Consider the following 15,412-nt stretch of genomic DNA (forward strand, 5'->3'; position numbering starts at 1 on the left):
CGTTAAGAGAACACCGGTTCACGGTCGGTAACGGTCCCGTACCGTCGCCGACATTGATTCTAGGTTAGAAATTTGAATAAAAAAGTGAACGAGCAGTATGAAAGGTTAGCGTCACGCAGCGGACGTCGTGAACTCACTCGCGTCGAACACGGCGTGCATGAAATCCCCCGAAACGACGGGAACGCTCGGCGGGGTATATGATGCCGGCCGTTCATTCCTCGGTCGAGGTGTCCCCGATGTCGAACTCGTCCCCCACCGCCCCCATCGACCGACTGCCCCGCCCACAGGAACTCGTCGACTCCCGGCTCGTCCGCCTGAGTCTCGCCGTCGTCGTCGCTCCCCTCCGCTTTCTGGCGTTCTGGGCCGCCGTCGCGTTGCCCTTCCTCTACTTGCCCCTCCTCGTCGGCGGCCTCGACGGCCAGCAGACCACGGCGTTTCTCGCCCTCCTTCTGGCGAACGTCGTCGCCCTCCTCCTCGGCCACGAGTACGGACAGTGATACTGCCGGCGGTTCGAGGCGCCGTCGTCACCGCGTCTCGCGACGATTCGGTGGCCCGCCACCCCGACCGAAAGCTAATCAATTATGTGACTGGGGCACGAGCGGTGTCGTATGTTCGGCTTTACGCAGCGTGGCATGATCGGTATCGTCCTGATGATCGTGGGAACGGTGGCGTTTTTCCCCGCCGTCTTTCCCGGGACGACCCGGATCGTCGGTATGCTCCCTCTCGTCGCGGCGGCGCTTCTGACCCTCGGCACGTACCTCGTCGGCACGGACATGGAGGGGCGCCCGGTCTGACCCCGCTCTACTCCGGGTCCCGATTCCCCCAGACCACTTTCTCCGCGAGACGCACCCGCACGTCCCCGTCCAGTCGCACCTGACACGAGAGCCGCGGATACCCCCATCGGTCGGCGAGGGCGTCGTGCCAGTGCTCGGGCGCCGGTCCCGCGTCGATCCGGACGCCACACGTCGCGCACAACCCCCGGCCGCCGCAGTTCAGTCGCTCGGTGACGCGGGTGTACGGCGAGAGTCCCGCGTCGAGAAGCACGTCGCGAAGGGTCGCCCCCGCCGGCGCGGTCAACAGGTGCTCCTCGCCGTCGTCGTCGACCCTGACGTACACCACGTCACAGCGGTCGCTCATCCGTCGCCGGACAGCGTCGCCGGATCGATCATCGGCGACGGGTAGTTCACCCGTGCCCGTTCCTCGTCAGGGAGCGTCCACGGCTCGTGGGCCACGTCGGGGGCCAGTCCGTCGAGTTCGGGGAGCCACCGCCGTACGTACGCGGCGTCGGCGTCGTATCGGTGGGCCTGCCACAGTACGTCGAACGCGCGGTTCCGGGAGTCGTTGCCGACGCCCGCGACGTACGCCCAGTTGCCGTAGTTCGACGCGGGGTCGTAGTCGATCAGCCGCGTCTCGAAGTACGCCGCGCCCTTTCGCCAGTCGATCCGCAGGTCGTTCGCCAGGAAGGAGGCGACGTTCTGGCGCGCGCGGTTCGACAGGTAACCCGTCGCGTTCAACTCCCGCATACCCGCGTCCACGAAGGGGATCCCCGTTTCGCCCCGTTTCCAGCGGCCGAACGCCGTCTCGTCGTCCCGCCACGCGATTTCTCGTCGGCGGATGCCTCCCGGCGTGAAGAACGTGCCGCCGTGTTTGGCGAACTGGAACTGGAAGAAGTCGCGCCAGATCAGTTCGAATCGGAGCCAGTACGTCGAGTCGTTTTCGACGCGACGCTCCTCGTACGCGTCTATCTCGGCGCTCACCCGGCGGGGCGAGAGACAGCCCTCGTTCAGCCACGGCGAGAACTTCGAGGAGTAGTCCCGCCCGACCAGTCCGTTCCGGGTCTGCTTGTACTCCCGGAGCGAATCCGTCTCCCAGAGATACGCGTCGAGGCGGTCGAGCGCGGCGGTCTCACCCCCCTCGAACGCCATCGCCGTCCGGTCGTCGACCGGTTCGGAGTCGACGCCGAGATCGGTCGTGGTGGGTATCTCGCCGGGATCGACCGCCGGCCGATCGGGAATCGTCGGCACCGGCGCCGGCGCCCGCACCGACGCCGACGACTCCACCGACTTCCGGAACGGCGTGTACGTGTCGTCGATCCCCGATACGTCGCTCGGGAGGTCGTCCGGGTGATACAGCGTGTGTCCCCAGTGGCGGACGAGCGGGGCCGACAGGGCCCCAGCGACGCGTTCCTCGACCGCCCGCTCCTCCGGCGTCGGCCGCGTGTGGACGTGGACGGCGTCGGCGTCCACCCGATCTACGAGGTCCGAAAGGACCGAGGCGGGGTCGCCCCGCCGAACGACGAGGTCGCTGCCGCGGTCCCGCAAGCGGGTACGCAGGTCGTCGAGGGCGTCGAGTCGGAACCGCGTCCGGTGACTCCCCGTCTTCTCGTAGGTGAACGATCGGGGACCGCCGAAGTCGGCGGGGCCGTAGCCCGCCGGGTCGACGACGGAGACGGGCAACAGGCGGTCGGCGTCGGCGGCGGCGGCGAGGGCCGGATTGTCGTGGCAACGGAGGTCACGGCGGAGCCACAGGAGCGTGGTCCCGCCGGCGTCGGCGTCGGGAGCCATCGCGAGTCGTAATGGCTGGAGTCACATGAAAGCGCGGCGTCCGTCGCGTCGGTGTCGGCGGGGTCGGCCGCCGCCCGCCTATCGCTCCTCCCAGAACCGCGCCCCGAGCGTGAACGCGCCGAGGACGATCACGAGCAACTGGAAGCCCGAGCGGACGACGGGGAAGATCCGCTCGACGTTCGTCGGTTCCTCGCCCCGCGTCGGATCGACGCCCGTCCAGTAGTGGGTGTTCTCCGTCGTCCGCTCGGGCTGGGCCGACAGATCGACGAACGTCTGCACGACGCCCCGCTGGTTCGACAGCAGGAGTTCGCCGTCGACGGTGAGAAACCGGTCGTAGAAGGGGTAGAAGGCGTTGACGCCGTTGGTCATCAGATCGGGGAGGATGCCGCCGATCAGGAGGCCCGCGAGCGCGACCCACGCCACCCGAACGCCGCGTGGGCCCCAGCGGCCGTGGAGCCGGGAGACGGGTCGTATTCGGGTGTCGTAGGCCAGGATGGTGCCAGCGGCGACGGGTAACACAAGCGTGTGCAACAGTGCCCGATGGGCGCCCTCCATGTAGAGGCCGGCGAAGGTGTCGACATCGGGGACCGCGGTGGCGGCGAGGACGACGGCGACGGCGCGGCGATCGAACTCGTCGCCCAGGAGCGCGGCGGCGACGACGGCGCCGACGCCGAGGTGGACGACCGTCGATGGCATAGTGGTCCGTCGGCCCGTGATCGGCTTGAGGCTGTCGCCCGGGTCACGCCCGCGACGCAGTCACCGAGCCGAGCGAGGCGAAACGCACCTCGATGGTGTCGCCCGGTTCGAACGGGATCAGCTCGGTGAGCGAGCCGGTCGAGACGAGGTCGCCCGCACCGAGCCGTTCTCCCCGGTCGGCGAGCGCCGCCGCTAGCCACGCAACGACGCGGGCGGGCGAGCCGAGTACGTCCGCGCCGACGCCCGTCGCGACCCGTTCGCCGTTACGGCGCACTTCGGCGCCTTCGAGCGCGAGGTCGAGCGCCGACGGATCGGTGATCCGGCTGCCGTGGATCACCCGCGCCCCGAGGGCGTCGTCCGCGACGGCGCTCCCGGCCGTCACCTCCCACCCCTCGACCCGCGAGTCGACGACTTCGATGACGGGAACGACGGCGCCGATGGCCGCCAGTGCGTCGACCGCCGTCGCTGGCGGGTCGAGCGGGGCCGATAGCTTGACCGCGATCTCCGGCTCGATCCGCGGATCGATCAGGTCGCCGGCGTCGACCCGCCCCTCCGGGCGGACGGTGTCCGCGAGGACGCGCCCGTAGGCGGGTTCGTCGACGCCCAGTTCGGACCGGATCGCCGCCGAGGTGAAGCCGACCTTGTAGCCGACGACCGCCCCCTCGTCGTCGACGCGGCGGTCGGTCACGGCGTCTTGGATCGCGTAGCCGTCGGTGACGGTGAGGTCGGGAAGCGTCGCCGGATCGAGGGGCGTCCCCCGTCGGTAGGCGTCGTACAGTCGGGCGCCGAGTTCGTCGACCGTCGCGTCGTCGATCGTCCGGGTCATTCTTGCCTCCGTCTGCGTCGTCGGTCGACTAAAGTGAGTCGCCGTCCCCCGAGTCGGTAGCCTTTTGCGCTCACCGCCCAGCCATCCGGTATGGTGTGGTCCCAGGGCCGGTGGCACGGCCGATGAGCGACGACCTCCGCGACGACCTCGCCCGACGTATCGCCGGTGAGATCACGCTCAGCTCGAACCCCGGCGCGACGCTCCGGAAGTGGCGAACCGACTTCGACGTGTCACAGACGGAGCTCGCCGAACGGCTCGACGTCTCCTCCTCGGTCATCTCGGATTACGAGAGCGGACGCCGGGAGAGCCCCGGTATCGGCGTCGTCAGCCGTATCGTCCGCGCGCTACTCGACATCGACGAGTCCCGCGGCGGCGGACGTATCCGCCAGTACGCGCGCGTCATCTCCGCCGGCTTCGAGAGCGACATCGTCCAGGACCTCCGCGAGTATCCGACCTCGATCCCCCTCGAACGCTTCTACGAGGCGATGGACGCGACGGAAGTCGTCGCCGGCGACCGTGACACCGTCAGCGGGCACACGGTCATCAACAGCATCGAGGCGATCAAACGCCTGCCGAGCGAGGAGTTCTACCGCCTCTACGGCCAGAGTACGAACCGCGCGCTCGTCTTCACCGACGTGACCCGCGGCGAGTCGCCGCTGGTCGCCCTTCGGGTGGTGAATCCCACGCCCAACGCCGTCGTCCTGCACGGACTGGAAGAAGAGGACCTCTGGGAACACGCGCCAGGGCTCGCACGGGTCGACGGCTTCGCACTCGCCGTCTCGACCTGTGATCTGGACGCGGCGCTCGCGAAACTCCGTGATCTCCCCTAGTCGACGTACTCGTACTTGCGCTCGTTCATCCGACCCCAGCCGGTGAAGACGAACTCGCCGCTCGGCACCGTGAACTCCTCCAGTTCCCGCTCTTTCTCGTGGTTGTGGGCGTCGTGGACGCGGCCGTACTCCTCGAAGCTCAGGTCGTAGCGCCGCGAGAGCTGTTCGTCGACGTCGAACGCCTCGACTTCCTCGCGCCAGCCGTCCATGATGGTCTCGGAGTGGATTTCGGCCTGCGCGCCGGAGCCGTAGGAGCCGACGAGGAGTTTCTCGCCCGAGAGCGCCCGGCCCGTCTCGGCCGCGGTCTTGAGCGCACTCGCGCGCGCGACGTGGACGGAGCCGGTGTACCAGTTGCCGACCCGGCGTGCGAGCGTGAGCGTCGGGTCGATGGCCCGCGCGTACCAGTCGTTGTACGTCTCCGTCCCCTTCAGCGCGTCCATGTACTCCCGGATGGCGTCCTCGTAGGCGTCCCAGTCGTCGTACTCCTCTTCGCGTGGCTGGCGGCCGATTTCGGTCGCGAGTCCGTCCTCGATTTCCGTATCCCGGGTCATGTGCCGGAAGCCGAGGAGGGCGGCCTTACGGACCATGCCCGGGAACGGCGTGTGGAACGGGAAGTACGCGTAGTCGTCGGGGTGGGTGCGGCCGGCGACCGATTCGAAGTCCGTCAGCGCCTCGCGCATTCGCGCCAGATACACCTGGACGGATCGCTTGCCGTCGACGCTCGGGAACTGCTGGTTGGGCTTCAGGAAGTCCGTCTCGTCGGCGCTGCCGTAGCCCTGATGGGTCGAGAGTTCGACGACGCTCGGATCCTCGGAGACGAGCATGGCAACGGCGCCCGCGCCCTGCGTGGCCTCGCCGGGGTCGCCCCGGGCGTAGAGTGCGGTGTCGGTGGCGATAACGAGCGCCGACCGGCCCCGGTTTCGCCCCGCTTTGATCCAGTTGTACGCGTCGTCGATGCTCTGGGTGCCGGCGACACACGCAAATTTGCGCTCGCCCTTGTTTGCGTGGTGGAAGTCGCCGTCGTACACCTCCTCCAGACAGCCGGCGATGTACGTGGAGACGGGCTTGGAGTTGTCGAACGCGCTCTCGGTGGCCACGTCGATGCGGCCGATGTCGTCGGGCGTGAGGCCCTTGCGGTCGATCAGCCGTTTGGCGGCGTTTGCCCCCATCGTCACGATGTCCTCGTAGGTGTCGGGGAACGACGAGGCTTCGAGCCCTAACCCCTTCGTGTACTTCTCCGGGGCCTCGTCTTTGGCCGGCGCGAACGTCTCGGCCAGGTCGAGTTTGAGCTTCCCCGTTCGGATTTCGATGGCGTCGATGCCGACGGAAGTCATACACGCCCCTTCAGCGAGACGGCATATGGGTTTGTCGATGCTAGGTACGTCAGCTGTCGAATGACGGTTCGTCTCGGCGGGTCGGGGCCGCGGGCGGTGCCGGTGTCGCCGTCGCCGTCGGCGTGGCGGCGACTTTTCGTCCGCGGAACAGCACCGTGTTGGATGGGCCGTGGAGGAGGAGTACGTCGACCCGGTCGCCGGGGGCGTACGGAATCGGTTCGTCGAGGTGCCACTCCTCCCCGGGGCCGAAGGTGCCGTCTGCGCCGTAGCGTCCGTCCGTCGCGAAGTCGTAGCGCTGCTCGCTTCCGCCGTAGCGGAGGACGACGGTCAGGTCGTCGCCGGGAAGTCCCTCGCCGCTCCGGTGGGTGAGCGTCACGCCGCTGTCGGTCACCGTCGCCGCCACCTCGACCGTCGGCGTGTCGTCGGGGCCGATAGTCCCCAGGACGACGTAGCCGACGGTGCTCACGAGGAGCACAACGAGCGCGAGAAGCAACACGGTGGCGACGGCTTCCGACTGGGCCCGAGACACGCCCGGACGAGGGCGCCCACACTCATTAATCGCTCCGGCTTGCTATTGTTGGTGAGATTTTGGCGACAAGGCTTTTCTACCCGCTCGACTGCGTTTCCACAATGGGTTTTCGCGACGCGAACCGCGCCCAGGCCATCCAGGTCGGGGCGATTCTACTCTTCGGTATCCTGATCCTCGGCATCTCCATCTATCAGGCCACGGTCGTCCCCCAGCAGAACGCCCGCGTCGAGTTCAACGCGTATCAGGAAGCGACCGACGACATGGTGTCGGTCCGAAACGACGTGGTCGCGGCGGGCACCGAGGGCACGTCCGCGTCGACGACGGTTGCGACCGGTGCGACCTACCCCGCCCGATCCATCTTCATCAACCCCGGCGCGCCGGCGGGGACGATTTCGACCGAGGGGGCCCCGAACGTCAGCGTCGACGGCGTGCGCGCCGTCGAGAGCGAGGCCGAAAACACGCAGACGTTCTGGAACGCCACGAGCGGCACGTACGCGACCAACCGGGTGACGTTCACGCCGTCGTACAACGAGTTCGACGGCTCGCCGGTCACCGTCGCGGGGCAGGGCGTCTACCGACTCCCGGACGACCGTGTGCTCCCCATCTCGGCCGGGTCGTCGATCCGCGGGAACCGCATCACGCTGGTGACGGTCCGTGGTGACCTCGGCGCCGCCGGAGGGTCCGTCCCGGTGACGGCCGATCCGGTCTCCACGGCGACGCGGACCGTCGTCGTCACCGGGACGGGGGCGACGTTCGACGTGACCGTGCCGACCCCGATTCCCGCGTCGGCGTGGAACGACACCGTCGCACCCGACGTGGTGGCGAACCCGAACGTCGTGACGACGACGCCCGTCGGCGACGAGAGCGTTCGCATCACGTTCAACGGGAGCCGGCAGTACGAACTCCGGTTGGCCGCCGTGGAACTGCGGGCGCAGTCGGATTCGAGCACCGTCGAGCGACCCGGTGGATCGTATCTGATCGGCCTCACCGGGAACGAGACGGTCGCGACGGGCCGTGCCCGGCCGGTCGTCGCCGAGGTCCGTGACCGCTACAACAACCCGGTCAGCGGGGAAGAGGTGACGTTCGAAGTCGTCGCCGGTGGCGGCTCCTTCGCCAACGGCGGCACGCAACGTACCGTCACCACCGACGGCAACGGCCGCGCGCCCGTCGCCCTTCGCCCCGATAGCTCCGGAACGATCACCGTCGAAGCGCGGAGCGATCTGAACGGGAACGGGAATATCGAACCCTACGAGCGCACACGCTTCGGGTTCACCGCGACGGCCGGGTCGACCGACGACGGCGGGGCCGAGGAGATCAACCCGTCGGGGGATGGTGACGTGGTGCTCGTCAAGGGCGTCGCGAAGAAAGACGGCGATATCGATCTCTATTTCAACAACACGGCCGGCTCCGACCGGACGGTCAGCGAGGCTCGTGTGTCGTTCTACTACACGACGAGTCCCAGTAATGGACAAGGAAACACTCGCCAACCACCGGAGAAACTCATTTTTGGGAACACTAAGTTTCAGGTACCAGGTCAACTTAAGCCGCTCGACAGTCCGGTGACGATCCCGCAAAACTCGCCCGACGCCATCGCCTTCTCCCTGGAAACGCCCGATAGTGGTACGCAAGCAAAACCCGAAGACTTCCTAGTTCTCACCCTCAAATTCCAGGAAACCGGCGAGAGGAGTACCTACTTCATCACGCTCGAAGGGAACGATAACAACGGCAACCCGGGCGGCGGCAACGGTGGTGGTCGAGGGCCAAGTGGGAACGGTCCGCCGGGACAGAACTGAGCCCTCGATCCGAGTCAGCCCCCGTCTTCCTCCACCACTTCGGGATCGCTCATCGCGCTCCGCAAACCGTCGAGTCCGTTGACTCATAGTGTTTGTTGTAAGTCATTACCGGTGGGTCGCCGGACCGCCTTGGCGACTCACCGGTAACCAGTTACAATAAACACTATCACTCCGACACCAGCGCGATGTCGCGTTCGTCGCCGTCGACGAGTGCCCGTTCAGACGGGAGGGGCCAGCGCGGAGCGATCCGAACGTAGGTCAATCCTCGACAGGATCGAAACGCCAATCGCGGGACGGATGATGTTCCGAGACGCGCCCACACGATGTCAGAGGAGCCGGGAGAGGAAGGCCCGTCCGCGCTCGGTCTCGGGGTTCTCAAAGAACGACTCGGGGTGGCCCTGTTCGACCACCTCACCCTCGGCCATGAGGACCACCCGGTCACAGACTTCGCGGGCGAACCCCATCTCGTGGGTGACGACGAGCATAGTCATCCCCTCGGCGGCGAGGTCGCCGATGACGCCGAGGACGTCGCCGACGAGTTCGGGGTCGAGCGCGCTCGTCACCTCGTCGAACAGCATCACCTCGGGCTTCATGGCCAGCGCACGGGCGATGGCCACCCGCTGTTGTTGCCCGCCGGACAGTTCCCCGGGGTACGACTCGGTCTGGTCGGCCAGGCCGACGCGGTCGAGGAGCGTCCGCGCCCGTTCGTCCGCCTCGTCGCCGGGGATGCCACGGACCTTTCGTGGCGCGACGGCGACGTTCTCCAGTGCGGTCATGTGCGGGAACAGATTAAACGACTGGAACACCATCCCGACGCGCTGTCGGACGGCGTTGACATCCATCTCGGAGACGGCCTGCCCCCCGATACGAATCTCCCCGGCCTGAATTTCTTCCAGTCGGTTGACACAGCGCAGGAGCGTCGATTTTCCCGACCCGGACGGGCCGATCACGACCACTACCTCCCGTTCGCCGACGCTCAGGTCGACGTCCCGCAACACCTGTGTCTCGCCGAAGTATTTATTTACCCCGTCGAACTCGATCAGCGGGCGACCGCCGCTCACGCGCTCTCACCCGCGGGGTCGGCACGCGCCTCTAAGTAGCGCACGAACTTCCCGAGCGGAATCGTGATCGTGAGGTAGAGAATCGCCGCCCAGAGGATCGGCGTCCAGATGTCGAACGTCGCGCTGTTGATGTTCTGGACCGTACTGATGATCTCGGGTACCGCGAGCACCGACAGGAGCGAGGTGTCTTTCACGAGGATCACTTGGTCGTTACCGATGGCTGCGAGGGCGTTGCGCCACGCCTGTGGCAACACCACTTCCCGCATCGACTGGGCGTAGGACATTCCGAGCGACCGCGCGGCCTCCATTTGGCCGTCCGGGACGGCTTCGACGCCGCCACGGATCGCCTCGCCGATGTAGGCGGCGTGGTTCAGCGTCAGCCCGATGATCGCCGCGGGAATGGAGAAGTTCGCGATGGGAAACTCGCCGGCGGCCCAGAACGCCGGGATACCGGAGTAGATGACGATGAGTTGGAAGAGAAGCGGTGTTCCGCGGAAGAATTCGATGTAGCCTTTCGCGATCCCGCGTGTCATCGTCGTCTCCGAGATCCGTCCGAGTCCGACGGCGAACCCGCTGACGACCGAGAGGACGCTACTGACGACGACGATCCTGACGACGACGAGAAATGCATCGACGAACTGTGGATGGAGGATCTCGACGAACAGCGAGGGATCGACCTGTCGCCAGAGGATCAGCCCCAAGAACGCGGCGACGACGAGGGTGAACGCCCCCGACGCAGCCATCCCGACGTACTTGAGCGTCCGGTCGTCGAACGTCGGACTCGCCGCGGTCTCGTCGGCGTCTCGACTCCCCGTGTCCGTCATGGGCGTTCCGAAGCGGCGGTGTCTACTTGAATCCGCGTCCTATGCACGGGTCGATTACCCCGAGAAGTATTGGCCGTAGATTTCGTCGTAGGTGCCGTCCTCGCGGATCGCCGCGAGCGCTTCGTTCACCCGTTGACGGAACTCGTCGTCGTCCTGCCGGAATGCGATCCCGTACTCTTCGATCGTAAGGGTGAGGTACGGCGGTGCGTTCTTGCCCGCGTCGGCGGCGGCGCCCTCGCCCTCGACGAACCGGACGGCGTCGTTCTGATCCGCGAACTCGCCGTTGACCGTGTTGTCGTTGATCACCGCGACGACTTGATTGTTGATCAGCGCGTCGAACGCCGCCGGAATCTGGTCGTAGCGCTTGATCGCCAGGTCGCCGCCGAACTCCGATTTCAGTTCCTCGGCCGCGTTCGCGCCGGTCGTCCCCTTCTGGACCCCGACGGTCTTGCCCTTGAGGTCGGTCCGTGCGGTAATGTCGCTGTCTTTCAGGACGAGGATCGTCTGGTAGGCGGTGAAATACGGGTCGGAGAAATCGACCTGCTGGTCCCGCGTCTCGTTGATCGTCATCGCGCTCATCACGACCCGGAAGTTGCCGTTGTTGAGCGACGAGATGATGGTGTCGAAACTCGTGTCGGTGAAGTTCGGGGTGATCCCGAGTTGGTCCTCGAAAACGGCCTGCGCGATACTCACGTCGAATCCCTTGAGTTCGCCATCGGTGGTCTTGTACTCGAACGGGCGGTAGGGGATGTCTGACCCGATGTCGACCGAGTCGGGGAGCGTCGAACCCGACTCCATTCCCGAACCGGTTTCGGTTCCAGCCTCGTCCGTGTCCGACTCGGACCCGCTCGTGTCGGCCCCGCTACCGGCACAGCCGGCCAGCGCGGCGAGCCCCCCGACGCCAACGGTGGTGAGGTACGCTCGCCGATCGATGTTCGGTTCGTCACTCATAGACTCATATACCCTATATCAGGGTATTCAAACTTTCGAACCCAAGAAATGTGGCGCTTCGTAATACAAACGTCCACCATCTACGCCGTTGACATCCTCCGAAGGGATAGCGACGACGTGACCCACCTCCGCGTTCAACCGATCGGCGACGGTTCATAAGACACCGTTCGTACTCCGATATTCGCTCCACGGCGACGGCCTCACGGACCGAGGTCGATAGCTATCTGTGAGAGATCGTCGGGGATGCAGAGCCGACGAGAGGAGGGTGACTCGATCGGACGACGGCGACCGCTAATCCTCGTCCTCTTCGACCACTTCCGGATCGCTCATCGCGCTCTGGAGACTATCGAGCCCGTTGACCCACTCCGACACCAGGCCGTACTCCAGGTCCTCGACCAAGGCGATGTCGAGTTCGTCGCCGTCGACGATACGCGTGCCCGCCTGGACGAGATAGCCCAGCGCGGCGTCTAAGTCCTCGTTGGCCTCGGCGTCGGCCGCGGCGTGGACGTACTCCTCGATGGTCCCGTCCTCGGTGGGGCCGGCGGCGATGTACTCCTCGGCGGCGTAGAAGACACAGACCAGACTGGTCTGGACGCCGTCGACCAGCATCCGTTTCTCCTCGTCGTCCAGATCCACGTCGTCGAGGACGATATCCCGGACGCCGGCCAGTTCCTCGACGGCGGCCTCCTCGTCGAGGCGGCCGTCCTCGTAGGCGTTGATGATCTTCGCGACGGCGATGGCGGCGTCGTCCTGCAGGTTGAGCAGGAGACGCGCCGAATCCTCGTTTTCGGGGTCCAGTTCCTCCTCGGCTACCCGCCCGATCCAGTTCTGCCAGCGGTCTTCCGTGTAGAACGTGTCCTCCACGTCGGTCATACCCTGAAGGAACGTTCGTGGACTCAAAGACCTTTCCTATGCGTCCCCGAGCGCCCCGTCTCGGGCGGTAAGCGTCGCCTCGGTGTCGATGTCGTACACCCGCGCGGGCGTCTCGACGTGCGCCCGCCGAACGGCGTCGTCGTAGCCCTCGTCGAGCAACAGTCGAACGCGTCGGGGCACGGTCTTGGGCCCCATCACCGCCCCCGGCCGGTCGGGGTCGTCTACGAAATCCGTCTCCATCAGGAACGGCACCCCGCTCTCGGCGGCCTCGCGGAGCCACTCCTTTCGACACATGACACTCGGTGTCGGGCCGGCGAGCGTCGGTCCCGCGTAATGTTTGACGACCCGGTGGGCCGGGAGCCCGCGCGCCTCGGCCCAGTCGGCGATATCGGTGAGGTCCTCGCTGGCCTCGGTGTGGAGTTGGACCGCGCAGTCGGCCGCCGCGCCCAGCGCCAACCCGTATTTCAGGACCGCGTTCGAGGCGTCCCACACCGCGTCGGTCGTGTCGTAGTGGGGCCGCCCGGTCTTGAGCGCGAGCGCGCGCCCGTCGCGGACGTACTCGGCGGCGGTATCGAGACCGGCCTGCATCAGGTCCCGGGCGTCCTCGGGCGCGAACCCCCGTTCGTCGACGAGCCTGGAGACGAGGCCGGGGTGGACGCCGAGGACGGGCCACGCCCGGCCGGGGAGCAGGTCGTCCGCGTCGGCGACGACGTCGAGGGTGCGGTCGAAGACGGCCCGGAAATCGTCGCCGGTGTCGGCTTCGACCCCGAGGTGCCACGAGGGTTTGTTGACGACGAGGAGATGCGTCCCGCCGAGGCGGCGGAAGTCGCGTACGGCGTCGAGCCCGCGGCCGGCGTCCGGGTCGAGGTGGAGGTGGTCGTCGAGGACGGGCGCGTCGAGGTCGCTAGTCACGGGAGATCGTCGGCACGCGCGGGTAAAAAATTAGCCGTCCACGTCGCCGTCGAGCGTGACGCTCCCCCCGGCTGCGTTGCGGAGGGCGTCCGAGCGGCCGTGTTCGCCGGGCGCGATGGCGAGCGTCCGGAGACCGCAGGCGTTGGCCGCCTCGATGGCGGGTTTGAAGTCCGTATCCCGCGAGGCGACGGCGATAACGTCCGCCCGTCCTTCGACGGCGAAGCGGGTGAGGTCGACGGCGAGTTTCACGTCCACGTCGCCACTGGTGACGACCACCTCGAACCCGCGGGCCTCGGCCGCCTGGATGAGCTCCGGCGTCGCGTGTTCGTCGACGTAGAGCCGAGTGGTCGCCGGTCGACCCGCCGCGGCGGCGGCCCCGCGCACGTCGTCCAGGTCGACGTCGAACTCCCCGCGGAGCACGTTGGGACCGTCGACGAACAGCGCCACGCGGGGGGCGCTCCCGTCGTCGTCCGAGCGCCGACCGAACAGATCCATGGGGCTCGTACCCTTTTCGCGGACATATACGTCCCGGTCTCGTCCGGGCGCAGTTCCGTCGCTGATAATCGAGGGCGTACCGTTATCACCCGCTCCCCCCTGTCTCGTGGTATGCTCTCCGTGGCCGCCCTTTCGCTGGACGGGACGCCCTTCGATTCGACCGAGTTCTCCCGACTCTGGTTTCTCGCGGCGCTCACCTACGGCGTCGGCGACATCGTCACCACCGTTTCCCTCGTCGGGTTCAGCGACTCGGTGAACGAGGGCAACGCCCTCCTCCGGGCGGCCATCGAAGGGTTCGGCCTGTGGGGTCTGATCGGCCTGAAACTGGCCGCGTTCCTGATCTGTCTGGGCGTCAGCCTCTACGGCGCCCGCGACGCCGACACCGCGCTCTACTACGGCCCCCCGGCGATGCTCGCCGTCGTCGGCGCGTTCACCACCGCGTACAATCTCCGCCTCCTGATCGGGTAGGCTGTCTACCCCCGTTCGAGACGGATCGTGAGTCCGTCCGGTTCCGTGCGCCCCTTCCAGACGTTGCAGCCGACGTGGTGGTGGTCGTCGAGGGCGAGAAAGAGCGCCGAGGGCATCGACTGCCGGACATTGATACTGTTTATTGTAACTGGTTACCGGTGGGTCGCCGGACCGGCTTGGCGACCCACCGATAATCACTATGAGACCGAGGCCGTCGACGTATGAACGACTGTGCGCCCGACAGCGACGAGACTTCGAGGTGGACGTGGCTCAGGTCGGTCCCCGACGGGAGCCGATCCGCGCCGGTCGACGCCTCGCGGGGCGGATCGAGAGATAGCGGGAGCGTGTCCATCGCCACGGTCCCGTCGTCGGTCACCGGCCACGGCGGCCGGTCGCGATACAGTTCCATCCCGTTGGCCTCCGGATCGGACAAGTAAAGCGCCTCGCTGACGTGGTGGTCCGACGGGCCGTCGAGGCGCCATCCCTCCTCGATCCGGGTCAGGGCGTCGCCGAGCGCAGACCGCGGGGGGACCCGAAACGCCGCGTGAAAGGGTCCCGCCTCGTCCGGCCGCCGGGGGGCCGGTCGGGCGCCGCGAGAGGGACCAGAAGGGGGTCGTCGACGCCGAGGACGGCCCGGTCGGCGTCTCGGGCGAGCGTATCCAGTCCGATCACGTCCGCGTAGAACTCGACCATCCGATCGAGGTCGGCCACTCGGAGCGCGACTCGTTCGGCGTGTCCGGCCATAGGCGTGCTACGCGACCCGATCACTTCGCCCTGCCGGGGTCACGCCGACGGGCGGCTCACTCGCCGTCGACGAACACCTTCACCTCGCCGCCGCGAGTCAGGCCGACTTCTATCTCGGCGTCGAGCCGGTTCCGTGTCGTGTGCGCTTCGAGCCGTCCGAACAGATGGGCGTACAGCTCCGGGCGGCAGTACGCGATTTTCACGCCGGCCTCGTCGCCCCGCTCGTACACCGCATCGACCAGCCCGTCGAAACTGGTGCCGGCCTCGACGGTCAGGCGGACGGGCGACCGGACGGTCCGAATCAACTCCAGTGTCCGGCGGGCCTGCTCGACGTTTCGCTCCGCCGCCCGCTCGACGGCGCTCACGTTCGACCCCGTCGTACCCAGCCGATCCGCGACCGCCTGCTGGGTGAGCCCCTGCTCCCTGAGTTCGAGCACCTCCACCTGTCGTTCGGTCAGGATCGTCGAATCGGCCGAAACCATACGACTAAAACAAAACCATTTGAGATAAGC

20 protein-coding genes are annotated in these 15,412 nt (G+C 67.0%); 5 read left to right on the forward strand and 15 right to left on the reverse strand.

Annotated features, from left to right (window positions below):
* Nucleotides 1-236: 236 nt before the first annotated feature.
* Nucleotides 237-497 carry a hypothetical protein gene (locus HALNA_RS07325; protein WP_049938000.1) on the forward strand — a complete coding sequence of 87 codons (261 nt, stop codon included), beginning with the start codon at nucleotides 237-239 and terminating at the stop codon, nucleotides 495-497.
* 111 nt (nucleotides 498-608) lie between these two features.
* Nucleotides 609-794 (forward strand): hypothetical protein, encoded by a 186-nt coding sequence (locus HALNA_RS07330; protein WP_049935739.1) that lies wholly within the window; start codon nucleotides 609-611, stop codon nucleotides 792-794.
* A 7-nt stretch (nucleotides 795-801) separates the two neighbouring features.
* On the opposite strand, the gene HALNA_RS07335 is transcribed toward HALNA_RS07330, so the two are convergent.
* From HALNA_RS07335 to HALNA_RS07350, 4 genes are all read right to left on the reverse strand, one after another.
* Complete coding sequence (locus HALNA_RS07335; RefSeq protein ID WP_049935740.1) at nucleotides 802-1,137, reverse strand: 2Fe-2S iron-sulfur cluster-binding protein; 336 nt, start codon at nucleotides 1,135-1,137, stop codon at nucleotides 802-804.
* Nucleotides 1,134-2,564 (reverse strand): DASH family cryptochrome, encoded by a 1,431-nt coding sequence (locus HALNA_RS07340; RefSeq protein ID WP_049935741.1) that lies wholly within the window; start codon nucleotides 2,562-2,564, stop codon nucleotides 1,134-1,136. Before HALNA_RS07340 ends, HALNA_RS07335 begins: the two co-directional genes overlap by 4 nt.
* A gap of 78 nt (nucleotides 2,565-2,642) precedes the next feature.
* Nucleotides 2,643-3,260 (reverse strand): metal-dependent hydrolase, encoded by a 618-nt coding sequence (locus HALNA_RS07345; RefSeq protein ID WP_049935742.1) that lies wholly within the window; start codon nucleotides 3,258-3,260, stop codon nucleotides 2,643-2,645.
* A gap of 43 nt (nucleotides 3,261-3,303) precedes the next feature.
* Nucleotides 3,304-4,086: a 2-keto-4-pentenoate hydratase gene (locus HALNA_RS07350; RefSeq protein WP_049935743.1), complete on the reverse strand. Its 783-nt coding sequence runs from the start codon at nucleotides 4,084-4,086 to the stop codon at nucleotides 3,304-3,306.
* 122 nt (nucleotides 4,087-4,208) lie between these two features.
* On the opposite strand from HALNA_RS07350, the gene HALNA_RS07355 reads away from it, so the two are divergent.
* Nucleotides 4,209-4,916 carry a helix-turn-helix domain-containing protein gene (locus HALNA_RS07355; protein ID WP_049935744.1) on the forward strand — a complete coding sequence of 236 codons (708 nt, stop codon included), beginning with the start codon at nucleotides 4,209-4,211 and terminating at the stop codon, nucleotides 4,914-4,916.
* Here the strand turns inward: HALNA_RS07355 and hmgB are convergent.
* Together hmgB and HALNA_RS07365 are read right to left on the reverse strand one after the other, a co-directional pair.
* Complete coding sequence (gene hmgB / locus HALNA_RS07360) at nucleotides 4,913-6,250, reverse strand: hydroxymethylglutaryl-CoA synthase (protein ID WP_049935745.1); 1,338 nt, start codon at nucleotides 6,248-6,250, stop codon at nucleotides 4,913-4,915. The two genes, HALNA_RS07355 and hmgB, sit on opposite strands and share 4 nt — an antisense overlap.
* Before the next feature lie 49 nt (nucleotides 6,251-6,299).
* Complete coding sequence (locus HALNA_RS07365) at nucleotides 6,300-6,779, reverse strand: type IV pilin (RefSeq protein WP_049935746.1); 480 nt, start codon at nucleotides 6,777-6,779, stop codon at nucleotides 6,300-6,302.
* Between the two features lie 101 nt (nucleotides 6,780-6,880).
* Here HALNA_RS07365 and HALNA_RS07370 point away from each other — a divergent pair, with 101 nt between their 5' ends.
* Nucleotides 6,881-8,572, forward strand: a complete 1,692-nt coding sequence (locus HALNA_RS07370; protein WP_049935747.1) for an Ig-like domain-containing protein — start codon at nucleotides 6,881-6,883, stop codon at nucleotides 8,570-8,572.
* Nucleotides 8,573-8,898: 326 nt separating this feature from the next.
* Here the strand turns inward: HALNA_RS07370 and HALNA_RS07375 are convergent, their stop codons facing one another.
* The 6 genes from HALNA_RS07375 to HALNA_RS07400 all read right to left on the reverse strand — a co-directional run bounded on the left by HALNA_RS07375 (nucleotide 8,899) and on the right by HALNA_RS07400 (nucleotide 13,688).
* A complete protein-coding gene (locus HALNA_RS07375) occupies nucleotides 8,899-9,633 on the reverse strand; it encodes an amino acid ABC transporter ATP-binding protein (protein WP_049935748.1) in 735 nt (244 codons plus the stop codon).
* Nucleotides 9,630-10,457, reverse strand: coding sequence for an amino acid ABC transporter permease (locus HALNA_RS07380; RefSeq protein ID WP_049935749.1), 828 nt, complete (start codon nucleotides 10,455-10,457; stop codon nucleotides 9,630-9,632). The genes HALNA_RS07375 and HALNA_RS07380 overlap by 4 nt, the downstream gene beginning before the upstream one ends.
* Before the next feature lie 54 nt (nucleotides 10,458-10,511).
* Nucleotides 10,512-11,408 carry a basic amino acid ABC transporter substrate-binding protein gene (locus tag HALNA_RS07385; protein ID WP_049935750.1) on the reverse strand — a complete coding sequence of 299 codons (897 nt, stop codon included), beginning with the start codon at nucleotides 11,406-11,408 and terminating at the stop codon, nucleotides 10,512-10,514.
* A gap of 291 nt (nucleotides 11,409-11,699) precedes the next feature.
* Complete coding sequence (locus HALNA_RS07390; protein ID WP_049935751.1) at nucleotides 11,700-12,281, reverse strand: DUF2150 family protein; 582 nt, start codon at nucleotides 12,279-12,281, stop codon at nucleotides 11,700-11,702.
* Nucleotides 12,282-12,317: 36 nt separating this feature from the next.
* Entirely contained in the window at nucleotides 12,318-13,193 is an 876-nt protein-coding gene (locus HALNA_RS07395) for a TatD family hydrolase (protein WP_049935752.1), read from the reverse strand.
* A gap of 30 nt (nucleotides 13,194-13,223) precedes the next feature.
* A complete protein-coding gene (locus tag HALNA_RS07400) occupies nucleotides 13,224-13,688 on the reverse strand; it encodes an NYN domain-containing protein (RefSeq protein WP_049935753.1) in 465 nt (154 codons plus the stop codon).
* 111 nt (nucleotides 13,689-13,799) lie between these two features.
* Between HALNA_RS07400 and HALNA_RS07405 the strand changes: the two genes are divergently transcribed.
* A complete protein-coding gene (locus HALNA_RS07405; protein ID WP_049935754.1) occupies nucleotides 13,800-14,156 on the forward strand; it encodes a hypothetical protein in 357 nt (118 codons plus the stop codon).
* Between the two features lie 139 nt (nucleotides 14,157-14,295).
* On the opposite strand, the gene HALNA_RS21615 is transcribed toward HALNA_RS07405, so the two are convergent.
* From HALNA_RS21615 to HALNA_RS07420, 3 genes are all read right to left on the reverse strand, one after another.
* Nucleotides 14,296-14,589 (reverse strand): hypothetical protein, encoded by a 294-nt coding sequence (locus tag HALNA_RS21615; RefSeq protein ID WP_157573476.1) that lies wholly within the window; start codon nucleotides 14,587-14,589, stop codon nucleotides 14,296-14,298.
* A 65-nt stretch (nucleotides 14,590-14,654) separates the two neighbouring features.
* A complete protein-coding gene (locus tag HALNA_RS21620) occupies nucleotides 14,655-14,900 on the reverse strand; it encodes a VOC family protein (protein WP_049935756.1) in 246 nt (81 codons plus the stop codon).
* A 56-nt stretch (nucleotides 14,901-14,956) separates the two neighbouring features.
* Nucleotides 14,957-15,382, reverse strand: coding sequence for a Tfx family DNA-binding protein (locus HALNA_RS07420; protein ID WP_049935757.1), 426 nt, complete (start codon nucleotides 15,380-15,382; stop codon nucleotides 14,957-14,959).
* Nucleotides 15,383-15,412 lie beyond the last annotated feature (30 nt).

The sequence above is a fragment of the Haloplanus natans DSM 17983 genome (assembly GCF_000427685.1).
Lineage (GTDB): Archaea > Halobacteriota > Halobacteria > Halobacteriales > Haloferacaceae > Haloplanus > Haloplanus natans.